This is a genomic window from Maritimibacter fusiformis (genome assembly GCF_008086115.1).
Classification (GTDB): domain Bacteria; phylum Pseudomonadota; class Alphaproteobacteria; order Rhodobacterales; family Rhodobacteraceae; genus Muriiphilus; species Muriiphilus fusiformis.
Window position 1 is genome coordinate 59307 of record NZ_VSIY01000014.1, and the last position, 13315, is coordinate 72621.

The 13315-nt window shown below is 67.7% G+C and carries 19 protein-coding genes; 7 read left to right on the forward strand and 12 right to left on the reverse strand.

Annotated elements, in window-relative coordinates; genetic code table 11:
* Positions 1–4: 4 nt before the first annotated feature.
* On the forward strand, positions 5–238 hold the full coding sequence (locus FVF75_RS14375; RefSeq protein WP_148379231.1) for a GlsB/YeaQ/YmgE family stress response membrane protein: 234 nt from the start codon (positions 5–7) through the stop codon (positions 236–238).
* Here FVF75_RS14375 and rnhA read toward each other — a convergent pair.
* The 4 genes from rnhA to ispH are packed head-to-tail and all read right to left on the reverse strand — an operon-like array spanning position 231 to position 2344.
* Positions 231–692, reverse strand: coding sequence for a ribonuclease HI (rnhA, locus tag FVF75_RS14380; protein ID WP_148379233.1), 462 nt, complete (start codon positions 690–692; stop codon positions 231–233). The two genes, FVF75_RS14375 and rnhA, sit on opposite strands and share 8 nt — an antisense overlap.
* On the reverse strand, positions 685–1272 hold the full coding sequence (locus tag FVF75_RS14385; RefSeq protein ID WP_148379235.1) for a class I SAM-dependent DNA methyltransferase: 588 nt from the start codon (positions 1270–1272) through the stop codon (positions 685–687). Before FVF75_RS14385 ends, rnhA begins: the two co-directional genes overlap by 8 nt.
* Complete coding sequence (locus tag FVF75_RS17885; RefSeq protein ID WP_281289627.1) at positions 1269–1397, reverse strand: hypothetical protein; 129 nt, start codon at positions 1395–1397, stop codon at positions 1269–1271. The genes FVF75_RS14385 and FVF75_RS17885 overlap by 4 nt, the downstream gene beginning before the upstream one ends.
* A complete protein-coding gene (gene ispH / locus FVF75_RS14390) occupies positions 1394–2344 on the reverse strand; it encodes a 4-hydroxy-3-methylbut-2-enyl diphosphate reductase (protein WP_148379237.1) in 951 nt (316 codons plus the stop codon). Before ispH ends, FVF75_RS17885 begins: the two co-directional genes overlap by 4 nt.
* 435 nt (positions 2345–2779) lie before the next feature.
* Here ispH and FVF75_RS14395 point away from each other — a divergent pair, with 435 nt between their 5' ends.
* On the forward strand, positions 2780–3175 hold the full coding sequence (locus FVF75_RS14395; protein WP_148379239.1) for a cupin domain-containing protein: 396 nt from the start codon (positions 2780–2782) through the stop codon (positions 3173–3175).
* A 3-nt stretch (positions 3176–3178) separates the two neighbouring features.
* Here FVF75_RS14395 and FVF75_RS14400 read toward each other — a convergent pair whose 3' ends face one another.
* Together FVF75_RS14400 and FVF75_RS14405 are read right to left on the reverse strand one after the other, a co-directional pair.
* Positions 3179–4741: a phospholipase D family protein gene (locus FVF75_RS14400; protein WP_148379241.1), complete on the reverse strand. Its 1563-nt coding sequence runs from the start codon at positions 4739–4741 to the stop codon at positions 3179–3181.
* A 51-nt stretch (positions 4742–4792) separates the two neighbouring features.
* Positions 4793–5368 (reverse strand): LabA-like NYN domain-containing protein, encoded by a 576-nt coding sequence (locus FVF75_RS14405; protein WP_148379243.1) that lies wholly within the window; start codon positions 5366–5368, stop codon positions 4793–4795.
* Positions 5369–5480: 112 nt separating this feature from the next.
* Here FVF75_RS14405 and folK point away from each other — a divergent pair, with 112 nt between their 5' ends.
* Positions 5481–6071 (forward strand): 2-amino-4-hydroxy-6-hydroxymethyldihydropteridine diphosphokinase, encoded by a 591-nt coding sequence (gene folK / locus FVF75_RS14410; protein ID WP_148379245.1) that lies wholly within the window; start codon positions 5481–5483, stop codon positions 6069–6071.
* 2 nt (positions 6072–6073) lie between these two features.
* Here the strand turns inward: folK and FVF75_RS14415 are convergent, their stop codons facing one another.
* Positions 6074–6619, reverse strand: a complete 546-nt coding sequence (locus FVF75_RS14415; protein ID WP_148379247.1) for a L,D-transpeptidase family protein — start codon at positions 6617–6619, stop codon at positions 6074–6076.
* Positions 6616–7785: a MalY/PatB family protein gene (locus tag FVF75_RS14420; RefSeq protein ID WP_148379249.1), complete on the reverse strand. Its 1170-nt coding sequence runs from the start codon at positions 7783–7785 to the stop codon at positions 6616–6618. Before FVF75_RS14420 ends, FVF75_RS14415 begins: the two co-directional genes overlap by 4 nt.
* Before the next feature lie 112 nt (positions 7786–7897).
* Here FVF75_RS14420 and def (FVF75_RS14425) point away from each other — a divergent pair, with 112 nt between their 5' ends.
* The 4 genes from def (FVF75_RS14425) to fmt are packed head-to-tail and all read left to right on the forward strand — an operon-like array spanning position 7898 to position 10303.
* Positions 7898–8419: a peptide deformylase gene (def, locus tag FVF75_RS14425; RefSeq protein WP_148379251.1), complete on the forward strand. Its 522-nt coding sequence runs from the start codon at positions 7898–7900 to the stop codon at positions 8417–8419.
* Positions 8419–8913, forward strand: a complete 495-nt coding sequence (gene def / locus FVF75_RS14430; protein ID WP_148379253.1) for a peptide deformylase — start codon at positions 8419–8421, stop codon at positions 8911–8913. The genes def (FVF75_RS14425) and def (FVF75_RS14430) overlap by 1 nt, the downstream gene beginning before the upstream one ends.
* A complete protein-coding gene (def, locus tag FVF75_RS14435; RefSeq protein ID WP_148379255.1) occupies positions 8910–9407 on the forward strand; it encodes a peptide deformylase in 498 nt (165 codons plus the stop codon). Before def (FVF75_RS14430) ends, def (FVF75_RS14435) begins: the two co-directional genes overlap by 4 nt.
* On the forward strand, positions 9404–10303 hold the full coding sequence (gene fmt, locus FVF75_RS14440) for a methionyl-tRNA formyltransferase (RefSeq protein WP_148379257.1): 900 nt from the start codon (positions 9404–9406) through the stop codon (positions 10301–10303). The genes def (FVF75_RS14435) and fmt overlap by 4 nt, the downstream gene beginning before the upstream one ends.
* 28 nt (positions 10304–10331) lie before the next feature.
* Here the strand turns inward: fmt and FVF75_RS14445 are convergent, their stop codons facing one another.
* The 4 genes from FVF75_RS14445 to FVF75_RS14460 form a co-directional block, all read right to left on the reverse strand.
* On the reverse strand, positions 10332–11264 hold the full coding sequence (locus FVF75_RS14445; RefSeq protein ID WP_148379259.1) for an alpha/beta fold hydrolase: 933 nt from the start codon (positions 11262–11264) through the stop codon (positions 10332–10334).
* Positions 11265–11339: 75 nt separating this feature from the next.
* Positions 11340–12257, reverse strand: coding sequence for an ornithine cyclodeaminase family protein (locus FVF75_RS14450; RefSeq protein WP_148379262.1), 918 nt, complete (start codon positions 12255–12257; stop codon positions 11340–11342).
* Entirely contained in the window at positions 12254–12892 is a 639-nt protein-coding gene (locus tag FVF75_RS14455) for an HAD family hydrolase (protein ID WP_148379264.1), read from the reverse strand. The genes FVF75_RS14450 and FVF75_RS14455 overlap by 4 nt, the downstream gene beginning before the upstream one ends.
* 41 nt (positions 12893–12933) lie before the next feature.
* Positions 12934–13308: a response regulator gene (locus tag FVF75_RS14460; RefSeq protein WP_148379266.1), complete on the reverse strand. Its 375-nt coding sequence runs from the start codon at positions 13306–13308 to the stop codon at positions 12934–12936.
* Between the last annotated feature and the right edge of the window lie 7 nt (positions 13309–13315).

The window sequence follows — 13315 nt, forward strand, 5'->3', positions numbered from 1 at the left end:
GATCATGCCGATCCTGATGCTGATCATCATTGGTGCCGCCGCCGGATTCATCGCCACACGGCTGATGGATTTCCGCGTCGGCGTGCCGACCACCATCCTGATCGGCGTGCTGGGCGCGCTGATCGGGGGGCTGGTGCTGCGGTTCCTGCTTCTGCTGACCGGGGTTGCGGCCGGGATCGTCGGCGCGATCCTCGGGGCGCTTCTGCTGATCTGGATCTGGCAGCGCTACGTCAGCTAGCCTTGACCTTGTAAGGCGCCATGCCCGCGCGGGCGAGTTCGTCGGCGCGTTCGTTCTCGGCGTGACCGGCGTGGCCCTTGATCCATTTCCAGGTGACATCGTGACGGGCCTGCGCCTCGTCCAGGCGCTGCCAAAGCTCGACGTTCTTCACGGGCTTTTTCGACGCGGTCTTCCAGCCGTTCCTTTTCCAGCCGTGAATCCAGGCGGTCACGCCGTTCTTCACATAGGCCGAATCGGTGACGATGGTGATGGACGCCGGGCGTTCGAGCGTTTCCAGCGCCATGATCGCGGCCATGAGTTCCATGCGGTTGTTGGTGGTGTCGGCCTCGCCGCCCGAAAGCTCGCGGGTCTTGATCACCTTGCCGCCGTTTCGGGCCTCCAAAAGCACGCCCCAGCCGCCGGGGCCGGGGTTGCCGGAGCAGGCGCCGTCGGTATGGGCGACGAGATCAACCATTGGCCTGCACCCAGATCCAGGGCGACCGGGTGCCGTCAAGGCCGGTGCCCGCGCCGTGATGTGTCGTGGTGGGGGTGAAACCGGCCTTGGTCAGGTGGCGCATCAACTCGTCCTCGGAATAATAGGTGTAGAACCGCCCCAGCCGGTCGCGGGCCTCGCCTGTGCCGAGTTTCATGCCGATATGCAAGCGCCCGCCGGGTTTGAGGGCGCGGTGCAGGCGGGCAAGATGGCCGGGAAACGTGGCGCGTGGGGCGTGGAGCAGCGAGAAGTTGGCCCAGATGCCGTCGTAGGTGTCGAGGGTGTCGATCTGGTCGAACGTCGCCTGTCGGGCCGGGACGCCAAGTTCACGCGCCCGGCTGACCATCGCGGGCACCGCATCGACCGCATCGACTGAAAAGCCCGCATCGAGAAACCGCCGCGCGCTGTCGCCCGGCCCGCAGCCGAGGTCGAGAACATGGCCGCCCTGGGGCAGGGCCGCGACGAAATCGGCAAACCCCGGCGCGGCGGCGCGGCCGACCAGTTCGGCATAGTCATGCGCGCGGGTCTCATAGACCAGCAGGGTTTCGTGGTCGGCGGTCATGTCTGTTTGCTCGACAAGAGGGCGGTGTGTTCGGCAAGCGCCGGTTGGGGCGGGTCATCGGACATTACCGTGTCGAAGTATTTCGCCGCCGGATCGTGGAACCGGATCGTGCCCGCGCCGCTCATGCAGGCTGCCTGAGCACGCGCGGCACCTTGAATTCGACGTTCTCGCGGGTGGTCTCGACGGTTTCGACGGTGACCGCGAACCGCTCGTGAAAGGCGGCGACGACCTCGTCGACCAGCACTTCGGGGGCCGATGCGCCCGCCGTCAGGCCGATGGCCTTCACGCCCTCAAGCGCGCGCCAGTCGATCTCGGCGGCGCGTCCGACAAGCTGGGCATAGCGGCACCCGGCGCTGCGCGCGACCTCGACCAGGCGGCGGGAGTTGGACGAGTTGGGCGCACCGATGACCAACAGCGCCTCGACCTTGGGGGCAATCGCCTTGACCGCCGCCTGCCGGTTGGTGGTGGCATAGCAGATGTCTTCCTTGTGCGGCCCGGTGATGCCGGGAAACCGCGCGACGAGGGCGGCCACGATCCCGGCGGTGTCGTCCACGGAAAGGGTGGTCTGGGTGATATAGGCCAGCCGCTCGGGGTCACGCGGGGCGAGGGTGGCGACATCCTCGGCGGTTTCGACCAGCAGGACCTCGCCCTCGGGCAGTTGGCCCATCGTGCCGATGGTCTCGGGGTGGCCGGCATGGCCGATCATCACCATCTGCAGGCCGTTCTCATGGTGGCGCTCGGCCTCGATATGGACTTTGGACACCAAGGGACAGGTGGCATCGACATAGACCATGTTGCGCCGGTCGGCGGCCTCGGGCACGGACTTGGCCACGCCATGCGCCGAGAAGATCACCGGCCGGTCGTCGGGCACTTCGTCCAGTTCCTCGACGAACACAGCACCCTTGGCCCGCAGCCCGTCGACCACGTATTTGTTGTGCACGATCTCGTGGCGGACATAGATCGGCGCGCCCCATTTCTCGATCGCCATCTCGACGATGCGGATGGCGCGGTCGACCCCGGCGCAGAACCCGCGTGGGGCGGCGAGGTAGAGGGTGAGGGGCGGTTTGGGCATGGATCACTCCGGCGGCTTTGGTCGAGACCTAAGACCTCGGGCCGCGAGGGTCCAGTGGTTTGGCCCGGTCCCGACCGTCACGGCGGCGTGAGGCGGGGCACGGGATTCGCGCCGGTCCCTGGTTCGTTCATTCAGAAGCTGCCCTGAAAGACCGCCAGTTGCCCCGCCCGGCGGCACGCCGGGCAGCGCCGACCCGCCCGTCGTGTCGGAGGCGCGCTTGCAGCGCGACGGGGCGGCGCTTCACGCCACCCCGCGGGCCGGCGCTACCCTTTGGGATCTTGGCAGACGTTTGGTTTCCACGTGTGGGCAGAACAGGCTCCATGAGGCGGGGCACGACGCCGCACCGCGTTGAACCCGCGGCTCGGGTTGCACATCTGTAAAGAAAGGCGTTCCCGCCCCGGCGGGCGCAGAGGTGATTTGAAAGGAGGCTTTGCCATGAAAGGCTATCTCGACAATATCGAGGACCGGACCGAGGAGAACCGCGATTTTCGGCGCGTGCTCTATACCGGCAAGAACCTGCAACTGGTTCTGATGGCGCTGCAACCGGGCGAGGATATCGGTGAGGAAGTGCATGACGACCACGACCAGTTCTTCCGCATCGAGACCGGCACCGGCGAGGTTCTGATCGACGACACAACCCGCCCGATCAAGGGCGACGACGGCATCATCGTGCCGGCGGGCGCGCGTCACAACGTGACCAATACCGGCGACGAGGTGCTGACGCTCTACACGATCTACGGGCCGCCGGAGCATCGTGACGGTGTGGTGCACAAGACCAAGGCCGAAGCCGAGGCCGATGACGAGCATTTCGACGGGACCACCACCGAATAGGCGTCAGAGCATCCACTTGATCGGCAGCCAGCCGACCACACGCACCAGAAACCGGGCCGGCGCCGTCGTGCGCGGCTCGGTCGTGTGGCGGGTCCGGGTGCCGTCGGGGTCGGTCTCGATCCATTGCAGCCGGTCTTGCGCGTCCAGTTCGACCGCGTAGGCGCCGACACCGGCGTTGCTGTCGATCTGGCCGGACATCAGTTCTGAAAGGGCGGGGCTTTCGATCAGAAAGCCCATTTCGCAGTTCAGAAAGGCCGAACGCGGGTCGAAGTTGAACGAGCCGATGAAGATCCGTTCGCGGTCGACGATCAGCGTCTTGGCGTGCAGGCTGGTGGTCGATGAGCCGAGAATGCCGAAATCGTCAAGCCGGGTCCGCTCTTCGCCGCCCGATTTCAGTTCGAACAGTTCAATCCCCGCCGACAAGAGCGGCGCGCGCGTGCCGGCATAGCCCGCGTGCACCAGCATCACGTCGGTCGCCTCCATCGAGTTGGTCATGGCGCGGACCCTGACGCCATTACCGGCGGCCTCGGTCAGATAGCCGATCAGCCGGTCGCCGGGCACGAAATAGGCCGAGATCAGGTCGATGCTGCGCTCGGCGGTGTCGAGGATGCCGGCAAGCTGGTTGATCATCAGCCCGTTGCGGTTCTTGAGCCGTCCCAACCCCTTTGCCGGATCGTCGCTGACCAGCACGGCCTCGACCCATTCCGGCTCCAGCGTCCGGTCGGTCAGCGCGCGCACGAATCTCGACGTGGCGATGGCGTCGCGGTAGGCGGGGGCGTCGGGCTGGGCCAGGGCGCGCTCCAACGCGCGGTCGAGCAGGGCGAGGCCATCCTCGGGCGGCGGCACGAACAGCGCGATGGGATAGGACGAGGCGCTGGCCCAGTAGGCGTCGAAATCGTCGGCGACCTCATGGGCGGCCTTGCCCACGGCCAGCACGTCGAGGTCGAAATAATGCGCCTCGTTGCCGCGCTCGAAATAGATGTCGCCGATGTTGCGGCCGCCGACGATGGTAACGGCACCGTCGACGGAGAAGGACTTGTTGTGCATCCGCCGGTTCAGGCGGGGGAAATCGAATAGATACGAGGCGAATTTCGGGTGCCGGAAGGTGAACGGGTTGAACAGCCGAACCTCGGCGTTGTCGAGCGCGTCGAACGCGGCCAGCAGCGGGTCGAGCCCGGCGATGCCGTTGTCATCGAGCAACAGCCGCACCCGCACGCCACGCTCGGCGGCCCGGCGCAGCGCGTCCAGCAGCAGGATGCCCGAGGCGTCGTTCTGCCAGATGTAATAGCGCGCATCTATGCTCTCTTCGGCCCTGTCGGCCAGCAGGTAGCGCGAGGCGAAGGCGTCGAGGCCGGATTTCAGCGGCATCACGCCGGACAGCCCGGGATGCGCCTCCATGCGTTCCAGAAGCGCCCGGCCCAGGGTGGTATCCTGCGACGGCGGCAGCGCGCGTGACACGGTGCGGTCCGCCAGCGAGGGCAGGGGGAAGAAAAAGCGGGCCGCCACGATCAGGACCGTGGCGGCAACCGTGACCGCGCCGAGAAGCTTCAGAATGCTGACAATCATCGGGCCTCCGAGGTGGCGCGGACGCGGGCTGTTCGCGTCAGCTTAACGGGTTCAGGCGTCGACGTCTTGTTCCTCGTCCTGACCCTCATGGCGCGGTTCGCGCGGCGGGCGGCCGATCACGTCGCGCAGCTCTTCGAGCTCGATGAAGTTGTCGGCCTGGCGGCGCAGCTCGTCCGCGATCATCGGCGGCTGGCTGCGGATGGTCGAGACCACCGACACCCGCACGCCCCGGCGCTGCAACCCCTCGACCAGCGGGCGGAAATCGCCGTCGCCCGAGAACAGCACGATATGATCGACACGGTCCGCGACCTCCATCGCGTCGACCGCCAGTTCGATATCCATGTTGCCCTTGACCTTGCGCCGGCCCATCGAGTCGGTGAACTCCTTGGCCGGTTTGGTCACCATGGTGAAGCCATTGTATTGCAGCCAGTCCACCAGCGGGCGGATCGGCGAATACTCGTCGTTTTCAAGCAAGGCGGTGTAGTAATATGCCCGAAGCAGCTTGCCCCGGCGCATGAACTCCTGCCGAAGCAGCTTGTAGTCGATGTCGAACCCCAGCGCCTTGGCGGCGGCATAAAGATTCGATCCGTCAATGAACAGCGCAAGCCGTTCGTCCCGATAAAACATAATCTGTCCTTTCGAATGTCTTTCGCCGTCCTCCCCGTGAGTGATATGAGCCGTGAGTGGTCCGGGTGGTCGCGTTTCGGCGAAGATGATCCGAAGATAGGGATTTGTTGTCATGCCGCAAGTTGAGCGGCCGCTTGAAGCGGGCGAAATGATGCTGATCGCGCTGGGCAGCAACGCAACGTCGCGTCACGGCCCGCCGCCTGAGATCGTCGCGCGGGCGATGGACGCCATCGATACCGGGCCGATCCGGGTGCTGGCGCGCAGCCGGCTTTACCGCACGCCGTGCTTTCCGGCGGGGGCGGGCGCGGACTATGTCAACGCGGCGGTTCTGTGCGACACGGCGCTGTCGCCGGGCGAGGTGCTGGAGCGGCTGCACCGGATCGAGCGCGCGTTCGACCGGGTGCGCAAGGAACGCTGGGCCAGCCGGACGCTCGATCTGGACCTATTGACGATGGGCGAGCGGGTGCTGCCGGACATGGAAACGCTGCGCCACTGGGTCGAACTGGCCCCGGAACGTCAGCGCGAGGAAGCGCCGGAGGTGCTGGTGCTGCCGCATCCGCGCATCCAGGATCGCGCCTTCGTGCTGGTGCCCGCCGCCGAGGTCGCGCCGGGCTGGCGGCATCCCTTGACCGGGCAGACGCTGGCCGAGATGCGCGACGCGCTGCCGGTGGCGGAGCGGGCGGAGATCGTGGCGCTGGATTAGCGTCAGGGCCGGATCTCGACCTCGGTGCCGATCGGGGTGATGCGCCAAAGCTCCTCGATCTCGGTATCGGACACCGCGATGCAGCCCTCGGTCCAGTCATAGCGCAGGGTCGCCACCGCGCCGAAGCCGTTGGGCTGACCGTGGATGAAGATGTCGCCGCCGGGGGAATAGCCGGCTGCGGCGGCGCGGGCGCGGTCGTCGGGGTGCGGGTAATCCAGCCCAAGCGACAGGTGAAAGGCGCTGGCCGGATTGCGCCGGTCGATGCGGAAGGTGCCTTCGGGGGTCTTGCCGTCGCCCACGCGGTCCTTGTCGCCCTGGGGGGCAAAGCCCAGCGCGACGCGGTAGGTTCTGAGCGCCTCGCCCTCGCGGTAGACGGTCAGGCGGCGGGCGGATTTCTCGATCAGGATGCGGTCGATCTGGCCGGTCAGCGGGGCCAGCGGCGGCGGCGTGACGGGCGGTGCGAAGTAACGCTCATAGGCGATGAAGCCCGCCAGCCCGATGGCCGCGAAGAACACCAGCGCCGCGATGCGCCGGACCGCGCGCCTCATTGCAGGTCGGAAAACGCCGCCTGCAACCGCTCGACCGCCTCTACGACGCGGGCGCGGGGGGTGGCGAGGTTGAAGCGCAGAAAGCTCTCGCCACCCTTGCCGAAGGTCGGGCCGTGGTTGGCGGCGATGCGGGCCTGGGTCTCGACCCGCGCGGTGAAGTCTTCGCGCGGCATGCCGGTGCCGGTGAAGTCGACCCAGGCGAGATAGGTGGATTCGAGCGGCATCGAATGCAGCCCCGGGATCGCGTCGATGCCCTGGTCGAACAGGCGCCGGTTGCCGTCGAGATAGTCGATGAGGCCATCCACCCAGGCCGCGCCCGCCGGGCTGTAGGCGGCTTCGGCCATGACCAGCCCGAAGCTGTTGGCCGACATGCCCAGCGCCGCCATCCGATCCGCGAAACGGGCGCGCAGGGCGGCATCATGGATGATCACGTTGCCGGTATGGCTGCCGGCGATGTTGAAGGTCTTGGTGGTGGCGGTCATCATCACCAGCCGGTCCTCGATACCCTCGATCAGCGCCATCGGGATGTGGGTGCTGCCGGGGAACACGAGGTCGTGGTGGATCTCGTCGGACACAAGGATCAGGTCGTGCCGTTTGGCGAAGGCGGCGACGCCCGCAAGCTCATTGCGCGACCAAACCCGGCCGCCGGGGTTGTGGGGCGAGCAGAACACCAGCATGGTTTCGCGCCCGGTCATCTGCGCGTCCCAGGCGTCGAAATCGAGGCGGTAGCGCCCGGCGTCGTTCACCATCTCGCATTCCACCACCTCGCGGCCCGCAGCGCGGATGACCTTGGCGAAGGCGTGATAGACCGGGGTGAACAGCACCACCCCGTCGCCCGGCGCGGTGAAGGTGTCGACGCACATCGCGGTGCCGTTCACCAGCCCGTGGGTGGTGAAGATCGCGCCCGGATCGACGGTCCAGCCGTGGCGTTCGGCCATCCACCAGCAGATCGCGGCGCGGTAGCCGGTGTCGTCGCCGTAATAGCCGTAGATGCCGTGATCGAGCATCGCGGCAAGCGCCGCCTGGATCGGGTCGGCGGCGCGGAAATCCATGTCGGCCACCCACATCGGAAGGCCATCCTCGGGCGACACGCCATAGGCCTGTTCCATCACGTCCCATTTCACCGAATGGGTGCCCCTGCGGTCGATGATCCGGTCGAAATCCATGATGCCTCCTGAGTTTCGGGCGAGGGTAGCCGTGACGGGGCCGGGTGCAAGGGCGAAAACGGTGCGCTTCAAGGCCATTGCGGCACGCGCGGGCATCGCCTAAATGACCGCCATGAGCCTGCGCCCGATCCTGATACACCCCGACCCGCGCCTGAAAAAGGTGGCCGACGCCGTGCCGGACCTGTCCGACGAACTGCGCGTGCTGGCCGACGACATGCTGGAAACCATGTATGACGCCCCCGGCGTCGGGCTGGCCGCGCCGCAGGTGGGCGTGCTGCAACGGCTGATCGTGGCCGACCCGGCCAAGGACCCGAACGAGACACCCAGGCCGCTGGTTATGTTCAACCCCGAGGTGCTGCTGTCGTCGGACGATACGTCGGTCTACGAGGAAGGCTGCCTGTCGATCCCCGAGCAATTCGCCGAGGTGACCCGGCCCGCCGAGGTGCGGGTGCGCTGGATCGACCGGGACGGCAACGAGCACGAGGCCGATTTCGCCGGCTTCACCGCGACCGTGCTGCAACACGAGATCGACCATCTGAACGGCAAGCTGTTCATCGACTACCTCAGCCCGATGAAGCGCCAGATGTTCACCCGCAAGTCGCAAAAGCTCAAGCGCGAGCGGCTGCGGGCCTGATGCCGGTCCTGCCGATCCTGCGCTGGCCCGACCCGCGCCTTGCGGTGGTCTGTGATCCGGTCGGCCCGGTGACGGATGACATTCGCGCGCTGGCCGCCGACATGCTGGTGACGATGTATGCCGCCCCCGGGCGCGGGCTGGCCGCGCCGCAGGTGGGGCGGCTTCAACGCTTGTTCGTGATGGATGCGCACTGGAAAGAGGGCGCGCGCACGCCGGTGGTGATGATCGACCCCGAGATCGTGGCGGTCTCGGACGAGGTCGTGACGATGGACGAGGGCTGTTTGTCGATCCCCGGCATCACCACGCGGGTGGAGCGGGCTGCGGGCGTTCAGGTGCGCTGGACCGATCTGGAGGGTGCGCGTCAGGGTGCCGACCTTGAGGGCGTCGAGGCGCGGGTGGTGCTGCATGAATACGACCATCTCGACGGGCTGGTGACGCTGGACCGGCTCGACGCGCCGGCGCGCGCGCGGGCCCTGGTGGAGTATGCGGGATGAGCCATCGCCCCTTCGTGATGTGGCCCGACAAGCGGCTTCGCACCCCGGCGGCTCCGGTCGAGGAAATCGGCGACGAGACCCGGGCGATCTGGGACGAGATGATCGCCGCGATGGAGGCGATGCCCGGGGTCGGGCTGGCCGCCGTGCAGCTTGGCATCATGCAGCGGCTGGCGGTGGTCGATGCCTCCGAGGCGCGGGGGCAGGCGGTGCGCATGGCCAACCCCGAGGTGCTGCATGCCAGCGTGCAGATGCGCGAACATGACGAGGCCAGCCCGAACCTGCCCGGCGTTGCCGCCACGATCTCGCGGCCCCGCGCGGTGACGGTGCGCTATCTGGACGAGGCGGGCGAGTGGCGGGAGCGCGATTTCGTCGGTCTGTGGGCGACCAGCGTGCAGCACCAGATCGACCACCTGAACGGGCGGATGTACTTCGACCGGCTGTCGAAACTGAAACGCGACCGGCTGCTGGCGCGGGCAAGAAAGCTGGGACGATGAGGATCGTGTTCATGGGCACGCCGGACTTCTCGGTGCCGGTGCTGGAGGCGCTGGTGGAGGCCGGGCATGAGATCGCCTGCGTCTATTGCCAGCCGCCGCGCCCGGCGGGACGGGGCAAGAAGGACCGCCCGACGCCGGTGCAGGCCCGGGCCGAGGCGCTGGGGCTGCCGGTGCGCCACCCGGCATCGCTGAAATCGCCCGAGGCACAGGCCGAGTTCGCAGCACTTGGGGCGGATGTCGGGGTGGTGGTGGCCTATGGGCTGATCCTGCCGCAGGCGGTGCTGGATGCGCCGGAACATGGCTGTCTGAACATCCACGCCTCGCTGTTGCCGCGCTGGCGGGGGGCGGCACCTATCCACCGGGCGGTGATGGCGGGGGATGATGAAACCGGCGTCTGCATCATGCAGATGGAGGCGGGGCTGGATACCGGGCCGGTGCTGATGTGCCGGAGCACGCCGATCGGGGCCGAAGAGACCACCGGCGCGCTGCATGACCGGCTGTCGCTGATGGGGGCCGAGGCCATTGTCGAGGCGCTGGAACGGCTTGGGGAATTGACGCCGGAGCCGCAGCCGGAGGCGGGCGTGACCTATGCCGCCAAGATCGACAAGGCCGAGGCGCGCATCGACTGGAGCCGCCCGGCGCAAGAGGTCGACCGGCTGATCCGGGGGCTGTCGCCCTTTCCCGGCGCCTGGTGCGAGATGGCGGGCGAGCGGGTCAAGCTGCTCGGATCGAAGGTGGTGGCGGGCGAAGGTGCGCCCGGCACGATGATCGGGCCGCTGACGGTGGCTTGCGGCACCGGCGCGGTGGCGATCACCCGGGCGCAGAGGCCGGGCAAGCGGGCGATGGACGCCGGCGAGTTCCTGCGCGGGGTCGAGATGCCGGAGCGGCTGGGGTAGCGAAATTCCGGCCTGGTCCGGCGCGGCGCTATTCCGGCACTTCGCGCAGGAAATCGCGGATCGCGGACAGCACTTCCTTGGGGGCGGTATAGGCCAGCGAATGGGCCGCGCCGGGGATCACCTCTTGCCGGGCCTGCCGGTTCCAGCGGGCAAGCTCTCCGACCGCGGAGGTCGGGATGACGCTGTCGTTCTCGGCCCAGATCGCCAGGGTCGGGACATACATCGCCGCGATCTCGCGGTGTTCGCGTTCCAGCGTCTCGGTCAGGGCGAAGCGTTCCGAGGACAGGACCGCGCGCAGATAACCCTTGGTGTCGATCTCGCGCGCCATGCGGTCGGCGAGGTCGGGTATGACGGTGGGCGCGCGCGCCTCGGCGGCGGCGGTTCGGCGCAGGGCCACCCCGCCCAAAAGACCCCAGAGCCAGTCGCCCGCCTTGCCCCAGATCCGCGCCGTCGTGAGCAGCCGCGACGGGGTGTAGCGGATGCCGGCGGGGGCCAGCAGGATCAGGCGCTCGACGCGGTCGGGCTCTTCGGCGGTGAACAGCGTGGCGATGGCCCCGCCCATGGAATAGCCCAAGAGCGTGACCGGCACGCGGATGCCGGCGGCCTCGATCACCTCGGACAGCTGGTCGGCGTGAAACCCGAGGGTCTGGTGATCGTCGGGCCGGTCGGAATAGCCGCGCCCGTAAAGGTCGTAGGTCAGAACCCGGTAGCGCATCATCAGAAGGCCCCGGATCAGCCCCGAGAACACCCAGGAAGGTGTGGTCAGCCCATGCACCATGACCAGGATGCGGTCGGATTTGGGGCCGTGCCACTGGTAATGGGTCAGGCCCCGGCTCAGCTCGGCGAACTGGCCGGGAGCACCGCCGCGCGCGGCGTCGTTCATCGGGCGCCGGAGCGCCTCGAATACGAAGGGCGCGGCCACGAACAGCAGCAGCACCGCAAGGATCGCGATCCAGATCATGTCACCCGCGCCGTTTGAGCCTGGCGCGAGTGTGCCGGTTGTCGCGGCGCGGTGCAACCGCCGCGGCGCGCCGCGTCAGCCCCGGCCGCGCCAGGCATCGAGGATATAGCGGCTGGTCATCAGGTCGAGATGCGCGCCGCCGCCGTTCTTGAACAGGGTGATGTCGCCGGGGTCGCGGCGGAAGGCTCCGGCGGCAATGTCGTAGAAATCGCCCACGACATCGTCGGGGGTGATCACGCCCTCGGCCAGGGGTGTCTTGAACTCGCCGATATGCTCCAGCACGGTGTCGCGGCTGTCCATGAACAGGCGGGCGCGTTTCAGCGCGGTGTCGTCGGCCTCGCGCATGTCGGAACGGAAGGCGCCGATCAGGTCGATGTGCTGGCCCGGTTGCAGCCAGTCGCCGCGGATGATCGGTTCGCGTGACATGGTGGCCGAGGTGACGATATCGGCCGAGCGCACGGCGGTTTCCAGGTCGGTCGCGACGATGGTGTCGGGATAGGTGGTGGCCATCTTCTCGGCCCCGGCGGGGGTGCGGTTCCAGACCATGAAGCGGGCCTTGGGAAACAGCGCGCCGTAGGCCTCGCGCAGCGAGCGGGCGACGGTGCCCGCCCCGACGATCAGGATGCATTCGCTGTCGGGCCGGGCCAGAAGCCGCGCGCCCAGAAGCGAATCGCCCGCCGTTTTCCACTTGGTCACCAGGTGGAAATCGACCACCGCATCCAGCGTGCCCTCGACATCGGCATAAAGGTTGACCGCGCCGTTGATCATCGGCGTGCCGCGGGCCGGGTTGCCCGGGAAGATGGTGGCGGATTTCACCGCGATGCCCATGCCGTCGATCCAGGCGGACCGCGACAGCAGGGTGTCGTGGCCACGGTAGAGGAAGGTATCGCCGATCTCGGCGCGCGGACGGGTGTGGCCTTCGATGAAGGCATCGGTCAGCGCGGTCCAGTCCAGCAGATCGCCCGCCTCGAACGGAATGAATTCGATATTCATGCGGCCTCGTCCATTGTCAGAAGGCCGGCGGCGACCAGCCGGTCGGCCCAGCCCTGCGGCCCCTCGAACAGGTGCACCTGCCAGCCGCGCGCGGCGGCGGCGGCGATGTTGTCGGGCCGGTCATCGGTGAACAAAAGCCTGCCCGGCGCGACAGCGCAATCGGTTTCCACCATTTCATAGATGCGCTGGGCGGGCTTGGTCACGCCCATGTGCCCGGAGATATAGCGCCGGTCGAACTCGGCCAGGAACGGGTGGTCCGATTCGGACACCGCGAAACTGCCGATGCCGAAATTGGACAGCGCAAACACCGGCACGCCGGCCCTGCGCAGCGCGCGCAGCAGGCGCACGGAATGGTCGATGGGCGGGCGCGCCAGATCGCTCCAACGCGCGTGCCACATCAGGATCTCGTCGCGAAAGTCGGGATAGCGGTCTGCGGTCTCGTGGATCACGGCGCGAAAATCCTCGCCCCGGTCGAGACGTTCGTTCATGCCGTGCAGGTCGACCGCGGCAAACATCGCCTCGCGCCGGGCGCGGCCGATCATTTCGTCATAGCGCGCTTCGGGTTGCCATTCGATCAGCACGTTGCCGATATCGAACAGAACGGCCTCGGGGCGGGGGGTGTGTGCAGCGTCCATCGGGTGAGCGTAACGCCCCGCAACGACGATGGAAACGCCTTTCAGATGCCCTTGGCGGCGCGCGGGCCATGATGCTCGACCACCGCAGCGATGTCTTCGGGCGCGGTGCGCGTCGGCAGGCAGGCGCAGGCGTTGGCGGCGATGGCAAAGGCGGAGCCGTCGGAGAAGAAGGTCGAGGCGGTAACGAACACCACCCGCGCCTCGGGCAGGCGGTAGGCGGCGTAATCCGCGACCGAGGAGGCGGTGGCATGGGGCAGGTCGAGGTCGGCGACGATCACGTCGGCGCCCGTGTCGCCCAGTATCCTGATCGCATCATCGGCGCAGTCGACCAGCTTCACGTCATGGCCAAGGCGCACCAGATGGCTCAGCCAAAGCTGCCCAAGGTCGGCGTTATCCTCGACGATCAAGACCTTCATCCGCGAC

Bases quoted from the DNA above. Each gene is read 5' to 3' on its own strand.
- FVF75_RS14460 (WP_148379266.1), bottom strand. From the start codon at position 13,308: ATGAAGGTCTTGATCGTCGAGGATAACGCCGACCTTGGGCAGCTTTGG.
- FVF75_RS14445 (WP_148379259.1), bottom strand. From the start codon at position 11,264: ATGATCTGGATCGCGATCCTTGCGGTGCTGCTGCTGTTCGTGGCCGCG.
- FVF75_RS14395 (WP_148379239.1), top strand. From the start codon at position 2,780: ATGAAAGGCTATCTCGACAATATCGAGGACCGGACCGAGGAGAACCGC.
- fmt (WP_148379257.1), top strand. From the start codon at position 9,404: ATGAGGATCGTGTTCATGGGCACGCCGGACTTCTCGGTGCCGGTGCTG.
- ispH (WP_148379237.1), bottom strand. From the start codon at position 2,344: ATGCCCAAACCGCCCCTCACCCTCTACCTCGCCGCCCCACGCGGGTTC.
- FVF75_RS14455 (WP_148379264.1), bottom strand. From the start codon at position 12,892: ATGGACGCTGCACACACCCCCCGCCCCGAGGCCGTTCTGTTCGATATC.
- FVF75_RS14450 (WP_148379262.1), bottom strand. From the start codon at position 12,257: ATGAATATCGAATTCATTCCGTTCGAGGCGGGCGATCTGCTGGACTGG.
- FVF75_RS14400 (WP_148379241.1), bottom strand. From the start codon at position 4,741: ATGATTGTCAGCATTCTGAAGCTTCTCGGCGCGGTCACGGTTGCCGCC.
- def (WP_148379253.1), top strand. From the start codon at position 8,419: ATGCCGGTCCTGCCGATCCTGCGCTGGCCCGACCCGCGCCTTGCGGTG.
- rnhA (WP_148379233.1), bottom strand. From the start codon at position 692: ATGGTTGATCTCGTCGCCCATACCGACGGCGCCTGCTCCGGCAACCCC.
- FVF75_RS14420 (WP_148379249.1), bottom strand. From the start codon at position 7,785: ATGGATTTCGACCGGATCATCGACCGCAGGGGCACCCATTCGGTGAAA.
- FVF75_RS14375 (WP_148379231.1), top strand. From the start codon at position 5: ATGCCGATCCTGATGCTGATCATCATTGGTGCCGCCGCCGGATTCATC.
- FVF75_RS17885 (WP_281289627.1), bottom strand. From the start codon at position 1,397: ATGAGCGGCGCGGGCACGATCCGGTTCCACGATCCGGCGGCGAAATAC.
- FVF75_RS14385 (WP_148379235.1), bottom strand. From the start codon at position 1,272: ATGACCGCCGACCACGAAACCCTGCTGGTCTATGAGACCCGCGCGCAT.
- FVF75_RS14405 (WP_148379243.1), bottom strand. From the start codon at position 5,368: ATGTTTTATCGGGACGAACGGCTTGCGCTGTTCATTGACGGATCGAAT.
- def (WP_148379251.1), top strand. From the start codon at position 7,898: ATGAGCCTGCGCCCGATCCTGATACACCCCGACCCGCGCCTGAAAAAG.
- folK (WP_148379245.1), top strand. From the start codon at position 5,481: ATGCCGCAAGTTGAGCGGCCGCTTGAAGCGGGCGAAATGATGCTGATC.
- FVF75_RS14415 (WP_148379247.1), bottom strand. From the start codon at position 6,619: ATGAGGCGCGCGGTCCGGCGCATCGCGGCGCTGGTGTTCTTCGCGGCC.
- def (WP_148379255.1), top strand. From the start codon at position 8,910: ATGAGCCATCGCCCCTTCGTGATGTGGCCCGACAAGCGGCTTCGCACC.